The 19,090-nt window shown below is 67.2% G+C and carries 18 protein-coding genes; 5 read left to right on the top strand and 13 right to left on the bottom strand.

Features of this window, described 5'->3' with window-relative positions; all coding sequences use genetic code 11:
* Positions 1 to 143: 143 nt before the first annotated feature.
* From LC407_RS02580 to LC407_RS02615, 8 genes are all read right to left on the bottom strand, one after another.
* Positions 144 to 1,346: a DegT/DnrJ/EryC1/StrS family aminotransferase gene (locus LC407_RS02580; protein ID WP_223482153.1), complete on the bottom strand. Its 1,203-nt coding sequence runs from the start codon at positions 1,344 to 1,346 to the stop codon at positions 144 to 146.
* A complete protein-coding gene (locus LC407_RS02585; protein WP_025873781.1) occupies positions 1,343 to 1,741 on the bottom strand; it encodes a DMT family transporter in 399 nt (132 codons plus the stop codon). The genes LC407_RS02580 and LC407_RS02585 overlap by 4 nt, the downstream gene beginning before the upstream one ends.
* Entirely contained in the window at positions 1,738 to 2,097 is a 360-nt protein-coding gene (locus LC407_RS02590) for an EamA family transporter (protein ID WP_025873780.1), read from the bottom strand. Before LC407_RS02590 ends, LC407_RS02585 begins: the two co-directional genes overlap by 4 nt.
* A gap of 1 nt (position 2,098) precedes the next feature.
* A complete protein-coding gene (locus LC407_RS02595) occupies positions 2,099 to 2,935 on the bottom strand; it encodes an alpha/beta fold hydrolase (RefSeq protein ID WP_025873779.1) in 837 nt (278 codons plus the stop codon).
* A gap of 79 nt (positions 2,936 to 3,014) precedes the next feature.
* Positions 3,015 to 4,394, bottom strand: coding sequence for a sensor histidine kinase (locus LC407_RS02600; RefSeq protein ID WP_223482154.1), 1,380 nt, complete (start codon positions 4,392 to 4,394; stop codon positions 3,015 to 3,017).
* Entirely contained in the window at positions 4,391 to 5,062 is a 672-nt protein-coding gene (locus LC407_RS02605) for a response regulator (protein WP_025873777.1), read from the bottom strand. The genes LC407_RS02600 and LC407_RS02605 overlap by 4 nt, the downstream gene beginning before the upstream one ends.
* Positions 5,063 to 5,193: 131 nt before the next feature.
* The gene (locus tag LC407_RS02610) at positions 5,194 to 6,318 is read right to left on the bottom strand and encodes a metallophosphoesterase (RefSeq protein ID WP_223482155.1); all 1,125 of its coding nucleotides are present in this window, start codon (positions 6,316 to 6,318) and stop codon (positions 5,194 to 5,196) included.
* Positions 6,319 to 6,392: 74 nt separating this feature from the next.
* On the bottom strand, positions 6,393 to 6,842 hold the full coding sequence (locus LC407_RS02615) for a helix-turn-helix domain-containing protein (RefSeq protein ID WP_032976028.1): 450 nt from the start codon (positions 6,840 to 6,842) through the stop codon (positions 6,393 to 6,395).
* A 79-nt stretch (positions 6,843 to 6,921) separates the two neighbouring features.
* On the opposite strand from LC407_RS02615, the gene LC407_RS02620 reads away from it, so the two are divergent.
* Positions 6,922 to 8,103, top strand: a complete 1,182-nt coding sequence (locus tag LC407_RS02620; RefSeq protein WP_223482156.1) for an MFS transporter — start codon at positions 6,922 to 6,924, stop codon at positions 8,101 to 8,103.
* A 40-nt stretch (positions 8,104 to 8,143) separates the two neighbouring features.
* Here LC407_RS02620 and LC407_RS02625 read toward each other — a convergent pair whose 3' ends face one another.
* Complete coding sequence (locus LC407_RS02625) at positions 8,144 to 9,559, bottom strand: GGDEF domain-containing protein (RefSeq protein ID WP_223482157.1); 1,416 nt, start codon at positions 9,557 to 9,559, stop codon at positions 8,144 to 8,146.
* Between the two features lie 287 nt (positions 9,560 to 9,846).
* Between LC407_RS02625 and LC407_RS02630 the strand changes: the two genes are divergently transcribed.
* Both LC407_RS02630 and LC407_RS02635 read left to right on the top strand, forming a co-directional pair.
* Complete coding sequence (locus LC407_RS02630) at positions 9,847 to 12,093, top strand: TonB-dependent siderophore receptor (protein ID WP_099783331.1); 2,247 nt, start codon at positions 9,847 to 9,849, stop codon at positions 12,091 to 12,093.
* Between the two features lie 141 nt (positions 12,094 to 12,234).
* Positions 12,235 to 13,209, top strand: a complete 975-nt coding sequence (locus LC407_RS02635) for a cation diffusion facilitator family transporter (RefSeq protein ID WP_025873771.1) — start codon at positions 12,235 to 12,237, stop codon at positions 13,207 to 13,209.
* Between the two features lie 27 nt (positions 13,210 to 13,236).
* On the opposite strand, the gene nfi is transcribed toward LC407_RS02635, so the two are convergent.
* Positions 13,237 to 13,917 carry a deoxyribonuclease V gene (gene nfi, locus LC407_RS02640; RefSeq protein WP_025873770.1) on the bottom strand — a complete coding sequence of 227 codons (681 nt, stop codon included), beginning with the start codon at positions 13,915 to 13,917 and terminating at the stop codon, positions 13,237 to 13,239.
* Positions 13,918 to 14,011: 94 nt separating this feature from the next.
* Between nfi and gpmA the strand changes: the two genes are divergently transcribed.
* Positions 14,012 to 14,761, top strand: a complete 750-nt coding sequence (gpmA, locus tag LC407_RS02645) for a 2,3-diphosphoglycerate-dependent phosphoglycerate mutase (RefSeq protein ID WP_025873769.1) — start codon at positions 14,012 to 14,014, stop codon at positions 14,759 to 14,761.
* Positions 14,762 to 14,918: 157 nt separating this feature from the next.
* Entirely contained in the window at positions 14,919 to 17,009 is a 2,091-nt protein-coding gene (locus LC407_RS02650) for a M13 family metallopeptidase (RefSeq protein ID WP_033830681.1), read from the top strand.
* Between the two features lie 81 nt (positions 17,010 to 17,090).
* Here LC407_RS02650 and LC407_RS02655 read toward each other — a convergent pair whose 3' ends face one another.
* From LC407_RS02655 to LC407_RS02665, 3 genes are all read right to left on the bottom strand, one after another.
* On the bottom strand, positions 17,091 to 17,651 hold the full coding sequence (locus LC407_RS02655; RefSeq protein ID WP_223482158.1) for a hypothetical protein: 561 nt from the start codon (positions 17,649 to 17,651) through the stop codon (positions 17,091 to 17,093).
* A gap of 99 nt (positions 17,652 to 17,750) precedes the next feature.
* On the bottom strand, positions 17,751 to 18,356 hold the full coding sequence (locus LC407_RS02660; protein ID WP_025873766.1) for an HD domain-containing phosphohydrolase: 606 nt from the start codon (positions 18,354 to 18,356) through the stop codon (positions 17,751 to 17,753).
* A 182-nt stretch (positions 18,357 to 18,538) separates the two neighbouring features.
* Positions 18,539 to 19,054 (bottom strand): hypothetical protein, encoded by a 516-nt coding sequence (locus tag LC407_RS02665; RefSeq protein WP_025873765.1) that lies wholly within the window; start codon positions 19,052 to 19,054, stop codon positions 18,539 to 18,541.
* Between the last annotated feature and the right edge of the window lie 36 nt (positions 19,055 to 19,090).

The raw sequence follows: 19,090 nt of genomic DNA on the forward strand, positions 1-19,090 counted from the left end.
GAGAGGCCTTGGCACGATGCCGGCGACGGGGCCAATGTAGGCAGGCCGTCTTTCTCGTTCCTTTCCACCTGAAAGCCCGAACGGAGGCACTCGGGAAACGTTCAGACAGTGAGCGCGAAGCAGGCTTTGCTCGCCTTCAGCCTCTACTGGCCAGCCAGTACCTTCACGATCTCGCAGCTGTCTTCGTGGGTCAGCCAGGGGCTGTTGCCCACGGTCAGGGAGCGGGCGGCGAAGTCGCGGGCATTGGGTACGTCCGCGTCTGCGACGACGCCTCGCAGATAGGCATAGTCCGGCAGGGCGTGGATGAACATGCGGCTGACACCCAGGCCGCGCTGCCACAGCGATGAAAGCGCTTTGTCACGCGCACGTTCGCTGGGCAGCAGCAGCATCAGCATCGGCCAGGTGCCAAGGGTGCCAGGCATCCCGTCCACCACTTCAACGGCAGGCAGCAATTCCAGCTGCACGCGCAGCTGCAGCGCGCGCAGGCGGGCGGCCTGCAGGAAGGCGGGCAGGCGCTGTGCAGCGTGTGCCCCGACGTTCTGCCGCCAGCGGCTGACGCGATGCTGCGGAATATCCAGTGGAAACACATCACCCACCGCAGCTTCCAGGTCGCCACGGCGCAGGGCACGCCGCAGCGGATTTCCATACACCAGCGACAGCAGGGAAGGGCGGTAGCAGGCCGCCAGGCCCAGCAGCTGCAGGCTGCGCGTCAGCTCCCAGCGCGGGTTGAAGGGCGTGTGTCCTGCGGCCTGCTCGATCAATGCCGCACGCAGTTCTTCATCGCGTGTCAGCAGCAGGCCGCCCTCATGCAGGCTCAGGCCCTTGCCGGCGGCCAGGCTGAAGAAGCCGATATCGCCGCGCAGGCCGACGCTGTTGCCGGCCACGCGTGCACCCAGTGCCTGTGCAGCGTCCTCGATCACCCACGCACCGACGCGGTGCGCAATGGCACATGCGCGATCAACATCAGCGATGCGCCCGCCCAGATGCGTGGGAATGATCGCCAGCGTGCGTGCATCGGCTGCGGCGTGCAGCGCGATCGGGTCGAAATCGAAATGGTCGCGGCGTGTATCGCACAGGTGTATGCGCAGGCCGAGGCTGTGCACGGCAATCGGTACCAGCGGACAGGTATAGGCCGGCAGGATCACCGTATCGCGCTGCGGCGCGCGCCTGCGCAGGGTGCGCAGGGCAATCAGCAGGGCATGGGTGCCCGAGCAGGTCAGCTGCAGCGGCGGCGTGCCCAGCTGCTCGGCGAGAATCGTGCACAGGTCGCCGCCGCCGGGCAGGAAATCGCTGGCCTGCAGGGGCAGGCCAGCGGTGGGAGGCAACTCGCGCGACAGCAGGCTCACGGGGCTGCTTCGGTAACAGCATGCGGATCATCCGCCTCGGCGCGGCCCAGGCAGATGATGCCGGCCACGATCAGCACCGCACCGATCAGGTGATGCAGCGTCAACGGTTCGTGCAGCAGCCACGCCGACAGCAGCAGCACGCTGATCACTTCCAGGTGCGAGGCCGCGAACGCAGGGCCGATCGGCGCGTGCCGCAGCAGGCTCATCCAAGTGAAGAACGCGCCGACGTAACCGAGCATCGCGCCGTATACCCAAGGCTGTGACAGCACGCGCAGCAGCCATGCGCTGTTGGCCTCGACCGGCAGCGCGGCGTCGCCGGCATACTTGAAGCACAGCTGGGCCAGGGTGTCGAAGGCCATCAGCAGCGGGAAGCCGACCAGGTACAGCCGCCTCATGTTCCGGCTCCGACCACGGCAACGCCGGCGCTGACCAGCAGCATGCCGGTCACCCGCAACGGCGTCAGCCGCTCGCGGAACAGGATGCGGCCGGCCACCATCAGCGCGACGATGTTGATCGAGCCGAGCAGCACGCCCTGTGACAACGGCACCAGCGACAGGAAAGCGATCCAGGCGACGAATTCAAGCACGTAGCAGGCGATGCCCAGCCACAGCCAGGGACGGCCGAACATGTGCTTCCAGCGCTGCAGGCCTTCGCCATCCTGCGGGTCGCTGGCGGCAGCCTTGAAGGCCAACTGGCCGCCGGTGTCGAGCACCACGTTGACCAGCCACAGCAGGGTCGCAAGCGATCCCATCTCAGGCGACCGCCTGCAGCACGCCCGCACGTTCGCCGATGTCGCTGAAGAAGCGCGCGCTGCGGCGGATCACCTCGCGCCGTTCGCGATCAATGGTGATCATGTGGTAGCTGTCTTCCAGTACCACCAGTTCGGTCGGTCCGCTGACGCGCGAGATCACCAGTTCGGCATTGCCCATGCTGGCCACGTCGTCCTCGCGGGCATGCATCACCAGGCATGGTGCCGTGACCTGATGCAGGTGACGGCGCGTCCAGGTGCTCAGTGCACGCATTTCGGCCAAGGCATGCCACGGGTTGCCGGGCAGGCCGGCAGCGGCACTGTCACCAGAGAGCATGGCGGCGCTGACCTGCGCACGCAGGCGCTCGTCGCGCAGGCCGTACGGCGGCTCTTCCATGAACATGCGGTCGCGGCCGATGCCCAGGCGCTTGAACCACGGCAGCAGGAACGAGAAGCGTGCGACCGCCGGAATGTTCCAGCCGTCGTAGCGGAAGGTGGCGCCGTACACCCCCACGCCGGAGACCCAGTCCGGCCGCCGCGCGGCCAGCGCCAGCGCCAGCACCGCCCCCATCGACAGGCCGCCGACGAACAGCTGGTCGACCTTGCCACGCAGGTCCGCCGCCGCATCTTCCACGCCCTGGTACCACTGTTCCCAGCGGGTCTGCAGCAGGTCTTCGACGCTGCCGCAGTGACCCGGCAACTGCACGCCATGCACGCTGAAGCCCGCGTTGTTCAGCCCTTTGCCCAGCATGCGCATTTCGGCGGGCGTGCCGGTCAGGCCATGGATCAGCAGGACACCCTGCGGGCCACCGGGAAGAAAGAACTCATGGGATGCAGGCACCAGTCGGCTCCAGCGCGGCAGTCGGGAAGGTCAGCATCGCAAGCGCGATTTTCGGCAACCTTTCAGCGGTTCGTCTGGATCAAGGGCCCTTCAGCAACGGTATGGTGATGGACACCTTCAGGCCACCGCCGGGACGGTTGAGGTAGCCCAGGCGTCCGCCCAGGTGCTCGACGGCCTCATGGGCGATGGCCAGGCCCAGGCCGGTGCCGCTGGCGGCAGTGCCGGGCGCGCGGAAGAAGCGCTCCCCCAGTCGCGACATCACGTCCTCGGGCACGCCTGGGCCATTGTCTTCGACGTACAGCTCGACATCGTTGTCGTCCAGGGCCTGCACGCCGACGGTGACGGTCGCATCCGCGCCGGCGTAGCGCAGGGCGTTGTCGATAAGATTGTCCAGCGCCTCGTGCAGCAGTGCGCCGTTGCCCAGTATCCGCACCGGCTGCTGCGGACCCAAGTAGCCCAGGTCGATGCCATCGCGGATCGCTTCGGGCACGCGCATGCCCACCCATTGCGGCACCAGCTCGGACACATCCAGCGCCTCCACCGTCTCCGGCACGGTCTGTGCCCGGCTCAACGCCAGCAGCTGGGTGCTGACGCGTGCAGTGCGCTGGTTGAGCCGGCGGATGTTCTGCAGCGCTTCGCGCACGGTCTCTGGATCGCTGTGGGCCAGTGCCTGGTCCACGTGCAGTGCCATGCCCGCCAGCGGCGAGCGCAACTGGTGGGCGGCGTCGGCAATGAAGCGGTTCTGCAGCGTGATCATTTCCGCCTGCCGCGCGAACAGACCATCGATGGTGCTGATCAGGGGCTGGATTTCCTCGGGCACGTCCGCGTCGGAAATCGGTGCCAGCTCGCCGCGGCGCTGTGCCAGGCGCGAAGTCAGCGGGGTCAGGATACGCAGGCCGTGGGTGACGCCGAACCAGACCAGCGCGGCCATTCCCAGCGCCAGCATGGCCATCAGCGGAATGACGATCATCAGGATTTCGCGTGCGCGCTGGCGGCGGTCGGCCATGCTTTCGGCCACGGTCACCGCCAGCTGGTCCAGCGGATCGTTCATCGCCTGCGTGCAGACCGTCGACATGCGCACCTGCTGGCCGTTCAATTCACCCTCGTACAGCGCCGGGTGGATGCCGCTGCAGTCCTGCGAGGGCGCATAGGCGCTGAAATCCGCATTGCCGGCGATGGTGCCCAGGCGGCTGCTGTCGACGTTGAAGTAGCGATGACCGTCGGGGTCGTACTCGATCAGAAAACGTGCCTGCGGAGACAGGTCGCTGCTGACCGGCATCGTGCTGAGCATCTGTGCGAACGACACGGTGTCGTCGGTCAGGTTGCGGTCGTGGATGCGGTTGGAGTAGTCCAGCGCTATGTAGTAGGCCAGCAGCGTGTTGAAGGTCAGCAGGCCCAGCATCGGCAGCGCCAGGAAGGCGAGCAGGCGCCGGCGCAGGCTGGGCGGTCCGCTGATCACGCGCTGGCGTCTTCCAGCATGTAGCCCAGCCCACGCACCGTGCGGATGCCCATGCCGCCCGGTTGCAGCTTGCGGCGCAGGCGGTGCAGGGCGATGTCCAGGCCATTGTCGGTCAGGTCCTGGCCCCAGTCGCACAGGGCCTCTACCAGCTGCGCACGCGAGACGATGCGCTCGGCGCGCACCGCCAGGGCGGACAGCAGGCCGAATTCGCGCGCAGTCAGTTCCAGTGTCTGCTCGTCTATCCATACGCGGTGGCCGGTCAGGTCCAGGCGCAGCCGGCCGATGCGCAGGTCGGGGTTGCCGTTGCTGGTGACTCGGCGCAGCTGTGCACGCACGCGTGCTTCGAATTCGTCCAGCGCAAAGGGCTTGACCAGGTAGTCGTCGGCTCCCAGGTCGAGCACGCGCACGCGCTCGGCCAGGCCATCGCGTGCGGTGACCACCAGCACGGCCAGGCCATCGCCGCGCTGGCGCAACCGCTGCAGCACGTCGCGGCCATCCAGCTGGGGCAGGCCCAGGTCCAGCACCAGCAGCGCGTACTGGGTGGAGTTCAGGGCTGCATCGGCATGCGCGCCGTTGTCCACGTGGTCGACCACGTGGCCCTGCCGGCGCATCGAGGCGCACAGGCCAGAGGCGATGTCCGGGTCGTCTTCTGCGATGAGTACGCGCATGCGCGGGGCTCCTGGGGGCGGATGGGCCGCCCGCTGGACAGGGCGGGCCTCTCGGCTGCCGAGGGTAGCGGCAAACGGGGCGGAGGTGGCGGGCGAGGGCGGCCTGCGCGCACCCGGCGCTGGCCCTTCGTTCAGTCCTGCAGGCCAGGCTGGCCCTTGGCCAGCGGCACCCGCGATCCGTCCAGCAGGCCGCGGCTGAGCTTGCCGTCCTCGATGAACAGCAGTTCGCCGTTCTCGCCATTCTTGATGCTGCTGTCGATGGCAATCACGCGGCCGTCGTGGAAGCTGCTGACGTGTGGCATCGAGGTGTGGCCGACCACGATGCGCTTGAGCTGGAGACGGTCGAGCACCGCCTGTACGCCCTGGCTGTCCAGGCGCCCGTCGAAGTAGCCGCGGTACCAGATCGGGCTGGTCTTGCCGTCGTACAACGGTGCGGTGGCGGGGGCTGCCTTCACCTCGGCCTTGGGAATGCCCAGCGAGGCCTGGTAGGCGGCATTGGTGTGGGCCGGGTCCAATGCCATCTGCACCGCTTCGGGCGAGATGCCGCCATGCAGGAACAGGGTATCGCCGATCTGCAGCAGCACCGGCCGCGTGCGCAGCCACTGGCCGATCACCGAGTCGGCAGCATACAGCTGCGGGTAGCTGCGACCGAGCAGCTGCGCGCTGCGCAGGTACTTCGGATTGACGTAACGCAGGTCGTCGTACAGCACCATGGTCTCGTGGTTGCCGAGCACGAAATGCACCGCGCCACCGGCGGCGGCCGCCTGCTGCTGCAGGCCATACAGCAGCCAGAACGCTTCGGTCACCTGCGGGCCGCGATCGAACACGTCGCCGGCGATCACCAGCGTATCCGTGCCCAGTGCCCAACGGTCCTGCGTGTCGATCACCCGGTTGGCGCGCAGCAGGCGGACCAGCAGCGCGTACTGGCCGTGGATGTCGGACACGGCGACGATGCGCGGCACGGCCGGCAGTACCGATGCCGACGGCGCGTTCGGCGGCAGCACATGCACCGCATGCGGGTAGCCGCAGCGCGCGGCAACCTCCGTGCCATCGGTGCCGGCCTGCACGCTGTGGGTTTCCACCTGGTCCTGGCAGATCCACTGCGCTTTCAGCTGCGCGCCCTCACGGAACAGGTAAGGGCCGTCGCTGTCCACGTGCTCTGCAGGTGCTGCCACGTCGCGGGCAGAGGCCGGTGGTGCGGCCAGCAGCAGGACGAGTGGCAGCAGGATCGACAGGGTTCGGGCGTGGTTCGGCATCGGCGGCATCCAGCGGCAGGAGACGAGCGATGCTAACCGCCCACGGACGCCACCGGTGTGCGCGAACGGGCGGATCAGGCCCGGCCGCCTTCCCCCTTGAGCTTGCGCACGCGGGTATCGGCGGCGCGCACGGGCTGGCCGTCACGGCCATGGGGTTGCATGTAGGGCAGTGGCCGGCGACTGCTGGATTCGATCAGTTGCGAGTGCGCTTCGCCAGCAGCGAAGCAATGCCGTTCTCCCCATTGGCGCAGGGCCACCAGCAGCGGAAACAGGTCCTGGCCGGCCGCGGTCAGCACATAGTCGTGGTAGGCGCTGCCATCGGCGGCGGGCTGCTGCACCAGCAGCCCCGCCTCGACCAGGCGCCGCAGGCGGTCGCTGAGGATGTTGCGCGCCGCGCCCAGGCTGCGCTGGAAATCGCCAAAGCGACTGACGCCATCGAAGGCATCGCGGATGACCAGCAATGCCCAGCGGTCGCCGAGCAGATCGGCGCTGCGGGCCACGGGGCAGGGGCTGTTGGCGTGCATGGCGGACTCCCTCGATTGTGGTTGCAGTTTAAAACCAGTGGCGCTACCGTGCACCTGGTTTCAAAATGCAACCACACTGATGATGCCTTCGCTTCCCCGCCCCGTGTTGGGCCTGCTCGCCATTGCTGCCGGTGCCAGCGTGGCCAATGTCTATTTCGCGCAGCCGCTGCTGGAGCGCCTGGCCCACGATTTCGCCCTGGATGCCGCCGTGGCCGGTGCAGTGCTGGCTGCCACCCAGGCCGGCAGCGTGCTGGCCCTGCTCGCGCTGCTGCCGTTGGCCGACCGTGGCGACCGCCGTCGACTGCTGCGGGTGCAACTGCTGGCGCTGGTGGTGGCGCTGCTATGGCTGGCCGCCGCCCGCAGTACCGCGTGGTTGCTGTCGGGCATGCTGCTGGCGGGTCTGCTGGGTACCGCGCTCACCCAGGGACTGATCGCCTACGCCGCCAACCTCGCTGCACCGGAGCAACGCGGGCGGGTGGTCGGCATGGTCCAGGGCGGCGTGTTCATCGGCCTGCTGTCGGCACGCGTGGTCTCAGGTGCGGTAGCCGCCGTAGCGGGATGGCGCGCGGTGTACCTGCTGTCGGCATTGCTGATGGCGGCGCTGGCACTGCTGCTGTGGCGGCGCCTGCCGCACGTGCCGGTGCCCGCAATGCCGCCGTCGTGGCGCAACCTGCTGCGTTCGATGGCCGATATGCTGCGGCAGGATCGCGCGCTGCGCGAACGCGGGCCGCTGGCATTGTTCCTGTTTGCCGGTCTCAACGTGTTCTGGGCCGCGGTGCCACTGCCGTTGTCGGCGCCGCCGTTGAACTGGTCGACCGCCGCCATCGGCGCGCTGGGCCTGGCCGGCATCATCGGCGCACTACTGGCAGCGCGGGTCGGGCACTGGATGGATCGTGGCCTTGCCCACCGGGTGAGCTTGGGGGCACTGCTGCTGATGCTGGTCGCCTGGGTGCCGTTGCTGGGCCTGCCGTACTCGCTGGCCCTGTTGCTGCTGGGCGTAGTGGTGCTGGATCTGGGCGGGCAGGCGTTGCATGTGTCCAACCAGGCCCTGCTGCTGCGTGCACCGGCCGAACAGCATGGACGCCTGGTGGCGCTGTACATGCTGTTCTATGCCGTGGGCAGCGGTGTGGGGGCTGCGGCAGGCACCTGGACGCAGGCGCGCCATGGGTGGCCGGCGGTGTGCGCGCTGGGCGCGGGCATCGCGCTGCTGGCACTGACGTGGTGGGCGACGTGGCGCATACCGCGCAAGGACGCTGCGTAGCGTCGAGACCGCCCGGCGCCACGTCACGCGCGCTGCAGGCTCAACGTTGCAGCGCGCGTCGTCCCGGAGCTTCCGGCAGTGCGTCGTCGGCCACCACCACCCGGTTGCGGCCCTGTCGCTTGGCGGCATACATCGCCGCGTCGGCGCGCGCCATCAGCCGCTCGTAATCGGGATGCCCATCGTGTCCGGCCACGCCGATGCTCGCGGTCAGCGCCAGCGTCTGTCCGTTGGGCAGGGTGATCGGCGACTGCGCGATCTGCCGGCGCAGGCTTTCGGCGATCACCTCCGCCTGTGACTCGCTTGCCGCCACCAGCACCACCACGAACTCCTCGCCGCCGTAGCGGAACAGGTAGTCGCTGCCTCGGGTCTGCTGGCCGAGCAGGGCTGCGACGTGCTGCAGCGCGCGGTCGCCGGCGTCATGACCGTGGCCATCGTTGATCGCCTTGAAATGGTCCAGGTCCAGCAGCAACAACGAGAACGGCGTGTGGTTGCGCGTGGACAACTCGATCTCACGGCGCAACACGGTCGGCAGGAAGCGTCGGTTGAGCAGGTTGGTCAACGCATCGCTGCCCGCATCCAGTTCACCGATGCGTTCGAACAACAGGGTCATCAGGTTGCGGATGGTGGCCAGGTCTTCGCGGATCATCGGCAGGGCGGTCAGCCGCCGTGCCGGATCTTCATCGGTGGCGCGCTGCAGGCCGCTGTCGATGCGTGCCATCAGCTGGCCCACCTGCTGCGTCTCGCTGCTTTCGCCGAAGCTGGGAATGCCCTTATGGGTGAACCACAGGCCGAATTCCGAGCTCGCCAGACTGGCGTTGTCGGCACCGGTCGCATGGCCGGCGAGGGTGTACAGCAGGCTGTTTTCCCAATCCAGCAGCAGGGCGCGCTGGCGCTCGCGCTCGGTGCTGACGTTCTGCACCAGCGAGAACAGCCGGTACGCCGCATCGGTGCGCGAAGAGCGCTCACGGGCGTGCGTATAGGCCAGCGTCATGCCTTCCATGGCGATGTCCATGATCGCGCTGAGGCAATCGATGGCGGCGAAGGCGGTGTCGTTGTCAGCGGCATCGGCGCGCAGGCGGATGAACAGCTCGTGCTTGAGGACGCGCGCACCGCGGGCCACCAGGTCCACCGGAATACCGACCCGTGCGTGCACATCGCCGATCACCCGTTGTGCGGCGACGGTAGCGGCAATGCCATCCGCATCGGTGGTCAGCAGCTGGGCCAGCCAACGCTGCATCGCTGGTTGCAGGCGCTGCTTGACCTGTTCGTGGGACAGGAAGCGGCGCGCACGCGTGTCCTGCAGCAGCACTTCGTAGAAGCGCTGCGCCAGCGTCGGCGGTGCATCGGCGGCCACGGCATGCAGCAGCGTGGCGGCGGCGGGGCCGGCCAGCAGCAGACACTGCTGCCAGGCCTGAGCCAGCGGTTGGCTGGCTTCGTCCAGTTGGGGTGTATCCACGTCGATCTCTAACGGCGCACAACAGACCACGGTATCGGCCGCAGCTGTCGACGGTTGATGGCAGGGAAGCCGGCCAGTTTAAGCGCCATGCAGGCCGAAAAACGCGGATGAAGCACATGCCGGCCGATGCCGCAATGCGTTGACGCATTTGAGAATCACTCGCATTTATGAAAAAATGACGGCAGGAACCGGCATGCGGGCATCCCGCAGTGATCGTTCCGCCTCCCCCGTCGCCGCCTCGTGCCCTATGCCAGAGGCTTCCGTTGCCCTGCCAGAAGGTTCAGAACATGCCTGCAAACACTCTTTCACCGCGCCCGCTGGCGCTCGCCGTCGCTGCACTGCTGGCCACCGCTGCCGTCACCGCCCATGCGGAAACCGATGCCACCGATATCGACACCGTGCATGTCACTGCCTCGCAGATCGCGCGGCAGGCGCTGGGCACCTCCACCATCACCGCCGAGGACATCGCCAAGCGGCCGCCGGTCAACGACATCGCCGAACTGCTGCGGACGATGCCCGGCGTCAATCTGACCGGCAACAGTGCATCGGGCCAGTACGGCAACAACCGGCAGATCGATCTGCGCGGCATGGGGCCGGAAAACACCCTGATCCTGATCGACGGCAAGCGCGTGGGTGCACGCGACGCGGTGCGCATGGGCCGCAGTGGCGAGCGCAACACGCGCGGCGATACCAACTGGGTGCCGGCGGAAATGATCGAACGCATCGAAGTGCTGCGCGGCCCGGCAGCGGCACGCTATGGCTCGGGTGCCTCCGGTGGCGTGGTCAACATCATCACCAAGCGCCCGACCGGCGACCTGACCGGTGCGGTTGACCTGTACGGGCTGGTGCCCGAACACAGTGCCGAGGGCGGCAGCGAGCGCCTCGGCCTGCAGCTGAGCGGGCCGATGACCGACACGCTGTCGTTCCGGTTGTACGGCAACCTCAACAAGACCGATGCCGATTCGCTGGATCTCAACCGCGACTTCGCCACCGGTGCCAATGCGGTACCGCCGGCGGGCCGCGAAGGCGTCAAGAACCGCGACGTCAACGCGCTGCTGCGTTGGGACGTGACCGCCAACCAAGTGGTCGAGTTCGAGGCCGGCACCAGCCGCCAGGGCAACATCTATGCCGGCGATCGTGCGGTCAGTACCACTGGTACCTCCACCGGTGTCGACCTGGCCGCGCTGGCCGAGCAGCAGGCCGAGACCAACCGCATGTATCGCACCACCGGCGCGATCACCCATCGCGGACGCTGGGGCGATGTCAGCTCGCGGCTGACGGCAGCGGTGGAAGGGGTCAACAATTCGCGCATCAACGAAGGCCTGGCCGGCGGCCCGGAAGGCAGCTTCAATGGCGCCGACTGGTCGACCTCGCGCCTGCGCAACTACCAGCTGGACGGCGAGGTCAGCTTCCCGACCACCCTCGGCGGCGCGGAGAACGTGTGGACGCTGGGCTTCGAGTACCTCGACAGCCGACTGACCGATCCCTATTCGATGAGCCAGTCCAGCAGCAGCGGTGGCGGCATTCCGGGCCTTTCGGCCGATCGTGCACGCGGCAAGTCCGATGCACAGACCACCGCCGTCTACGTGGAAGACAACATCTACCTCGGTGAGCGCTGGATCGTGACCCCGGGCCTGCGTTTCGACCATCACAGCCAGTTCGGCAACAACACCAGTCCGAGCCTCAACGCGCAGTTCCGGCTCAACAGTGACTGGGTGGTCAAGGGCGGCATCGCACGCGCGTTCAAGGCGCCGAACCTGTACCAGTCCAACCCGGACTATCTGTATTACACCCGTGGCAACGGCTGCCCGAACGCGTTGCCGAGCCTGGGCGCCGGCTGCTACATGCAGGGCAATGCGGATCTCAGGGCAGAGACCAGCCTGAACAAGGAACTGGGCGTGGAGTGGGCACCGCAGAGCGGCTGGCAGGCCTCGTTGACCTATTTCCACAATGACTACAAGGACAAGATCCAGGCCGGTTACACCCAGATCGGCCTGACGGCCGACCGCAAGGGCCGCATCTTCCGCTGGGAGAACGCACCCAAGGCCATCGTGCAGGGGCTCGAGGGCAACCTGGTGATCCCGCTGCTGGGCGAGCAGGGCGACCGCCTGAAGTGGAGCAACAACTTCACCTACATGGTGGAGAACGAAAACAAGAGCACCGGCCAGCCGCTGTCGGTGATTCCCAAGTACACCGTCAACACCATGCTGGACTGGCAGGCCACCGAGCAGCTGTCGCTGCTGCTGACCGGCACCTTCTACGGCAAGCAGGAACCGGCCACGGCCAACATCAACAACGATCCGCGCTGCACCGCCAACTGCGATGCGTCCACCGTGCTGCAGACCCGCGGCGCGTACAACGTCTGGGGCGTGAGCGCGCGCTACAAGGTGACCGACACGGTCAGCGTGGGCTTCGGCGTCAACAACCTGGCCGACAAGCGCCTGTTCCGCGAGGCCAACAGCAGTGACGCCGGTGCGGCGACCTACAACGAACCCGGCCGCGCGTACTGGGCCAGTCTGCGTTTCGGCTTCTGATCATCAGGCGGTGGTGCCGGCCGTCGGCCGGCACCCTCCCGCTTCGCGCCAGCCGTGCATGCCTGCAATGTTATAAACACCGTGATAGTTTCCCGACACCCGCCGGCGTAGCCTGACTCCCATCGCTAAGGAGCTGTTGCCATGGGTCACGACCACGATCACCTGCCATCCGAGATCCGCCACGAGAAACCCTTGTGGTGGGCGCTCGGCCTGACCTCCACCTTCCTTGTCGTGGAGGTGGTCGGTGCGTTCTGGACCAACAGTCTGGCACTGCTGTCCGATGCCGCGCACATGGCTACCGACACCCTGGCGCTGATGATCGCGCTGGTGGCCGTGCGGCTGAGCCGGCGCCCGCCGGATGCGCGCCGCACCTACGGTTATGCACGTCTTGAAGCACTGGGCGCGATGATCAACGGCGCAATGCTGTTCGTGGTTGCCGGCTACATCCTGTGGGAAGCCATCGGTCGCTTCCGCCAACCGCAGGAGATCGCCTCCACCGGCATGCTGGTGATTGCAGCGGTCGGCCTGGTGATCAACATGATCTCCATGCGCCTGCTGCAGGCCGGCAGCGGCGAGAGCCTCAACGTGAAGGGCGCCTACCTGGAAGTGTGGGCCGACATGCTCGGCTCGGTGGCGGTGATCGCCGGCGCGCTGTTGATCCAATGGACCGGCTGGAAGCCGATCGACCCGATCCTGGCCGTTCTGATCGGTTTGTGGGTGCTGCCGCGCACGTATGTGCTGATGCGAGAGGCCATCAACGTGCTGCTGGAAGGCGTGCCCAAGGGCATGGACGTGGCCAGGGTCCGCGACCGCCTGTCCGACCACGACGCAGTGCTGGACGTGCATGACCTGCACGTATGGGCGCTGGCGTCCAGCACGCCGGCACTGACCGCGCACATCGTGATGCGCGAAGGCGACGACGCCGACCGCCTGCGGCGCGAACTCGGTGATCGCCTGCACGATGATTTCGGTATCGAACACGTGACCCTGCAGATCGAAGCCGACCACTGCGGCGAAGCCTGTGGCCAGCCGTCGGCGGGCAAGGACGACGATCACGCCGGGCACGATCATGCAGCTGCCGATGCGCAGGGCCATCGCGGACACGTGCATCGCTGAAGCGGGTGTGGCGGCTGGTGCCCGGCGCTACCTCTGTTCGTCGCGCCGCGAGGCCAGCCGATCCGCCAGCCGGGTCGGCTCGGGCAGGCGATAGCCGCGCAGCGTGCGCTGCACCCAGGCCAGCGCGGTATCGGCACTGACCCGATGCCCGCCGGCGACGAACAGCGGCTTGCAGCGCAGCTTGCTGCGCAGTACCCAGCCGAGCTGCTCGCCGCCGTCCAGCAACGGCGTGTGCGCGCCGGCCTCAGGGTCGGGCTCGATGAAGCGGCCCACCAGCTTCGATTTGGCCACGCCGATGCTCGGCAGGTCGGTCACCACGCCCAGGTGTGCGGCAATGCCCAGCCGGCGCGGATGGCTGATGCCATGGCCATCGACGAACACCAGGTCCGGTGCGCGCGGCAGCAACGCCAACGCAGCCAGCAGCGCCGGCAGTTCGCGGAAGCTGAGCAGGCCCGGGATATAGGGCATCACGGTGGGGATGCGGGCGATTTCCTGCGCCACCGGCTGCAGGGTGTCCGCGTCGAGCAACACGGCCGCAGCGCGGGTGATCGCGCCGTCTTCCTCGAAGCCGACATCCAGCCCGGCCAGCCAGCGCACGGTAGCGGGCAGCCGGTCCTGCCGCTGCACGCGGGTCGCCAGCTGCTTCTGCTGTTCGCGGGCGGCGCTGACGCTGCCTTCCCAGCGCCCGGGGTCGATCAGTGTATTCATCGGCCACAGGATGACATCCGCACCGCCACGGCGCGGTGAGCGGGCGCCGGGGCTACAATGGCCGCCTGCCTTTCCTCGCGTTGGAGACCCTGCAGTGACCCGTAAACTCGTACTGTTGCGCCATGGCCAGAGCCAGTGGAACCTGGACAACCGCTTCACCGGCTGGGTCGATGTCGACCTGACCGAGCAGGGGCGCCGGGAAGCGGCTGCCGCCGGCCGCCTGATGCGCGAGGAAGGCCTGCAGTTCGACGTCGCCCACACCTCCGTGCTCAAGCGTGCCATCCATACCCTGCAGGGTGCGTTGGCCGAGCTGGAGCAGGACTGGCTGCCGGTGAACAAGTCCTGGCGCCTCAACGAGCGCCACTACGGCGGCCTGCAGGGCCTGGACAAGGCCGAGACCGCCGCCAAGCACGGTGAAGACCAGGTCAAGGTGTGGCGCCGTTCGTACGACATCCCGCCGCCGGCGATGGACCTGGAAGATCCGGGCCACCCGATCCACGACCGCCGCTATGCCGGGCTGGATCGCAACGCGCTGCCGGGCACCGAATCGCTGGCCACGACGCTCGACCGCGTGCTGCCGTACTGGCACGACGCCATCGCGCCGCAGTTGAAGGATGGCAAGACCGTGCTGGTCACCGCCCACGGCAACTCGCTGCGCGCGCTGTACAAGTACCTCAACAACGTCTCGCGCGAGGAAATCCTCGAGCTGAACATCCCGACCGGCATTCCGCTGCTGTTCGAGTTGAACGACGACCTCACCGTGAAGTCGTTCCGTTACCTGGGTGACCCGGAAGCGGCACGCAAGGCTGCTGAAGCCGTGGCCAACCAGGGCAAGGCGCGGTAGATACCCACCGTTGGTGGGTATTCCCCTGCTGGGTGTGTGCGGACCAACGGTCCGCACCTACCCGGTTGCGACCACGGGGGTTCCCCCTGTGACCTTTGGCCGGTCCCCACCATCGCCGCAGCGGCTACGCTGGACGATTCGCCGTTGGAGACACGCCATGAATGTCCGCAATCTGGTCCCGCTGGGCCTGACCATCGCCATCGCCGCTTCGCTCGCCGCCTGTGGCAAGAACGAGACCGCGCCCGCCGCCGACGCCGCCAAGCCGGCGTTCGACCAGTCGCAGATCAAGACCGCGCTGATCAGCCTCAACAGCGCCGATCTGGATCCGTCCATCGCCGCGTGTACCGACCTCAACGGCTTCGTCAACAGCAAGTGGCTGAAGGCCAACCCGGTGCCGGGCGACCAGACCACCTGGGGCAGCTTCGAAATCCTGCGCGAGCGCTCGCTGGAAGTGCAGCACGCGCTGGTGCAGCAGGCCGCCGCCAGCCAGGCCAAGGCCGGCTCGGTGGAAGCCAAGATCGGCGACATCTGGAAGACCGGCAACGACGAAGCGAAGATCGAGGCCGCCGGCCTGGCGCCGCTGCAGCCGACGCTGGACAAGATCGGCGCGCTGAACGACACCGCCGCCATCACCCAGTACCTGCGCGACAGCCAGGCGCAGGGCCAGGGCGTGCTGTTCTCGCTGTTCGCCAATGCCGATTACAAGGATTCGGCCAACGTCATTGCGTACGTCGGCCAGGGCGGCCTGGGCCTGCCGGAGAAGGGCTATTACTTCGACGACGCGCAGGCCAAGATCCGCGACGCCTACGTGGCCTACATCGCGCAGGTGCTGACGCTGTCCGGCGTGGACGCGGCGCAGGCTGCCGAACAGGCCAAGGCGGTGATGGCGTTCGAGACCCGCCTGGCCAAGGCCTCGATGTCGCGCATCGAAATGCGTGACCCGGCCAAGCGCTACAACCCGCTCAGCGCCGCCGACGCGGACAAGCTGACCCCGAACTTCAGCTGGACCGCGCTGTTTGACACCCTGAAGGTGCCGGCCGCGCAGAAGTTCTCGCTGGCCCAGCCGGGCTTCTTCAGCGAAATGGACAAGATGCTGGCCGACGTGCCGGCCGCCACCTGGCAGTCCTACCTGCGCTTCCACACCATCGACGACGCCTCGCCGTACCTGAGCAGCCAGTTCGAGAAGGCCAACTTCGAGTTCTACGGCAAGACCCTGCGCGGCCAGCAGGAAATGCAGCCGCGCTGGAAGCGCGTGCTGGAGTCGGTGAACGGCGGCATGGGCGAAGCCCTCGGCCAGCTGTACGTGGACGCGGTGTTCCCGGCCGAATCGAAGGAGGCCATGCAGCACCTGGTGCAGAACCTGTCGGTGGCGCTGAAGGCGCGCCTGGAGCAGCTGCCGTGGATGGGCGAGGAAACCAGGAAGAAGGCGCTGGAAAAGTGGGCCAGCTTCACCCCGAAGATCGGTTACCCGGACAAGTGGCGTGAGTGGACGGGCCTGCAGACCAACGGTGACAGCTACCTGGGCAACATGCAGGCAGCGCGTGCATTCAACTACCGCTACATGCTGGACAAGGTTGGCAAGCCGGTGGACAAGACCGAGTGGGGCATGACCCCGCAGACCGTCAATGCCTATTACAACGCCACCAAGAACGAGATCGTGTTCCCGGCGGCGATCCTGCAGGCACCCTTCTTCGATGCCAAGGCCGATCCGGCGCTGAACTACGGTGGCATCGGTGCGGTCATCGGCCACGAGATGATGCACGGCTACGACGACTCGGGCAGCCAGTTCGCCGCCAACGGCAACTTCGACAACTGGTGGACCGACAGCGACCGCAAGGCCTTCACCGAACGCACCGACCAGCTGGTCGCACAGTTCGACGGCTATGAATCGGTGCCGGGCGTGTTCGTGAAGGGCAAGCTGACCCTGGGCGAGAACATCGGTGATCTGGGTGGCCTGACCGTGGCCTACGATGCCCTGCAGATGGCGCTGAAGGAGAACCCGAAGGCGAACGTCGAGGTGGACGGTCACAGCCAGGACCAGCGCTTCTTCATGAACTGGGCCACCGTGTGGCGTCGCAACTTCACCGACGGTGAGCTGCGCGTGCGCCTGAACACCGATCCGCATGCACCGGCGAACTTCCGTGCCAACGGCGCGCCGTCGAACATGCCGTCCTATGCCGCCGCGTTCCAGTGCAAGGCCGGCGATGCGATGGTGCGTGCGGACGACAAGCGCGTGGTGATCTGGTAAGCGGTCGCCGGTAACGCGTGAAGCAGAAGGCCCGGCGAATGCCGGGCCTTCTCGTTGCAGTCGGCTAGAACAGGCGGCAGATCAGCCCGGGCATTTCAGGTACTGAGACAATGTGGCCTGCCATGCGCTGGCCGGGTCGAAGCCTGGCACCAGGCCACCGCCCTTGCCGGTGAAATTGGACATGCCATGGGCCAGCATGTAGGTCGGGGTGTACGAGGGCGGCCCCATGCGCTTGCTGAAGGTGCAGATGCCAGCGACGTAGGCTGGCGCCTTGTCGGGGCTCAGCTGCGCCTTCAATGCGCTGTCGAAGCGACCGAGATTCTCCTCGCCCATGGCTGAACCGGCCATCGCCTTCAGCGCGTTGTAGGCACCGTGTCCCGTCTCGTCTGCGACGCGCTGGCGATCGAAATGGGCGAACACGCCGGCGATGTTGTAGAGATCGATGGCGTCCTGCATGCGTCCATCCTGCACGCAGCGGGGCAGGGCATTCATCAGGGTGGCAGGTGAGGTGCCGGCGGTGATCTGGTTGCGCGACAGGCATGCGGCGGCTGGCGCGGTGCCATCCTGCTGGGCCTGCGCGAATGGCGCCAGGGCCAACAGCAACAGGCCCAGCGGTGCGGCGATACGGGTGTTTCCTTTCATGGGTGATGCTCCTCGTAAGCAGGGCCGTCTGCGGCCGACCCTCAGCTTGCGGGGATCGCCGCGGCTGCGCAAGCGAGGCGCCGTCCAGCCGGTGAAGGCTCAGGCCAGCGCCGGCTCATTCCTGAGCATGCCGTGGAAACGCTGCAGCACGTAGGGATCGATCAGGCCACCGGCCTGCTCATCGAGGATCCGCAGCACCGTCTCGTGCTCCATTGCCGCGCGGTAAGGGCGCACGCTGGTCATTGCATCGTAGGCATCGGCAATGGTGACGATGCGGGCGCCGAGCGGAATGGCCTCGCCGTGCAGGCCATCGGGATAGCCGCTGCCATCGAACGCTTCATGATGGGCACGGATCAGGCGCGCGACCGGCGCGGCATCACTGCGGCCGGTGGCCAGGAAAATGTGCTCGCCGCGCACCGGGTGCTCGCGCATGATCGCGCGCTCTTCGTCGCTGTGCCGGCGCGGGCTCAGCAGTACCTCGTCGGGGATGCCGATCTTGCCGATGTCGTGGAAGCGCGCGGCCAGGCCGACCTGCGCACAGGCGTCCTCATCCAGGTCGCAGTGCAGGGCAAGGTGCTGCGCAAGAAGGCCCACGCGGTCACAGTGGTGGCGGGTATAGGCATCACGCATCTGCAGCGACATCGACAGGGCGTCGATCAGGCAGGCCTGCGCGTGCAGGAGGTCGGGAGGTCTGGGCTGGGGCATCGGAACTGGCGGCGCGGCGAAGCTGCGCAGAAAACGGAAAGGCCCGCGAGAGCGGGCCGGGGCGGCGCATAGGGTACCCGCATCGGTGTCACGCGGGGGGCATCGACGGTCCCGCGTGGGGCTGTGCGTTCAGTCGCATGCAGCATTTGGCCCCGGCCGCATCGCAACCGGGGCTGCGCGGATCAGCCGGTGGTCTGCAGGTGGATGCGATGGGCTTTGGCGAAGGCGTCCTGCGCGTCGCTCAGGGTCTGCATGTCTTCGTCCATCCTGGTCACGGCCTCGTCCAGCGTCTGCAGCAGCGGGGTGACCTGCTCTTCGCTGTAGCCATCGGGCAGGGCGGCCAGCTGTTCCATCACGGCGAACATGTGTTCGGTGCTCTTCAGGGAATCGAGCAGGTTCTGGTGCAGTGCGTCGGCGTCCTTGCCATGGGTGAACTGCTGGACGAAAACCAGCCGGTCGGCGATTTCCTTGTGCGCGTTCTTCAGGCCGAAGCGATGCTGCTGCATGCTCTTGCCGTCCTGCAGCGACGCATGGAAGGACTCGCCGTTCGGGCCGTTGGTCCATTGCTCGACCATGCTGACCGTGCCGTTCCAGCTGGCGACATTCTCATGCAGGTAATCGCGGTTGCTCATGCCGCTGTGGCAGGCCGCAAGCAGGCCCAGGCTGGTGGCGAGCAGAAGGGGGGCGAAACGATTCACGGCAACACTCCTTGTCGCGGGCGCAGGAAACGGAAA

Origin of the sequence: Stenotrophomonas sp. OVS01A (assembly GCF_019969775.1) — a bacterium.
GTDB lineage: Bacteria > Pseudomonadota > Gammaproteobacteria > Xanthomonadales > Xanthomonadaceae > Stenotrophomonas > Stenotrophomonas indicatrix.

Excerpts from the sequence above, each read along its gene's own strand:
- LC407_RS02585 (WP_025873781.1), bottom strand. The coding sequence starts at position 1,741 with ATGAGGCGGCTGTACCTGGTCGGCTTCCCGCTGCTGATGGCCTTCGAC.
- LC407_RS02590 (WP_025873780.1), bottom strand. The coding sequence starts at position 2,097 with ATGGGATCGCTTGCGACCCTGCTGTGGCTGGTCAACGTGGTGCTCGAC.
- LC407_RS02605 (WP_025873777.1), bottom strand. The coding sequence starts at position 5,062 with ATGCGCGTACTCATCGCAGAAGACGACCCGGACATCGCCTCTGGCCTG.
- LC407_RS02610 (WP_223482155.1), bottom strand. The coding sequence starts at position 6,318 with ATGCCGAACCACGCCCGAACCCTGTCGATCCTGCTGCCACTCGTCCTG.
- LC407_RS02615 (WP_032976028.1), bottom strand. The coding sequence starts at position 6,842 with ATGCACGCCAACAGCCCCTGCCCCGTGGCCCGCAGCGCCGATCTGCTC.
- LC407_RS02620 (WP_223482156.1), top strand. The coding sequence starts at position 6,922 with ATGATGCCTTCGCTTCCCCGCCCCGTGTTGGGCCTGCTCGCCATTGCT.
- LC407_RS02630 (WP_099783331.1), top strand. The coding sequence starts at position 9,847 with ATGCCTGCAAACACTCTTTCACCGCGCCCGCTGGCGCTCGCCGTCGCT.
- LC407_RS02635 (WP_025873771.1), top strand. The coding sequence starts at position 12,235 with ATGGGTCACGACCACGATCACCTGCCATCCGAGATCCGCCACGAGAAA.
- nfi (WP_025873770.1), bottom strand. The coding sequence starts at position 13,917 with ATGAATACACTGATCGACCCCGGGCGCTGGGAAGGCAGCGTCAGCGCC.
- LC407_RS02650 (WP_033830681.1), top strand. The coding sequence starts at position 14,919 with ATGAATGTCCGCAATCTGGTCCCGCTGGGCCTGACCATCGCCATCGCC.
- LC407_RS02655 (WP_223482158.1), bottom strand. The coding sequence starts at position 17,651 with ATGAAAGGAAACACCCGTATCGCCGCACCGCTGGGCCTGTTGCTGTTG.
- LC407_RS02660 (WP_025873766.1), bottom strand. The coding sequence starts at position 18,356 with ATGCCCCAGCCCAGACCTCCCGACCTCCTGCACGCGCAGGCCTGCCTG.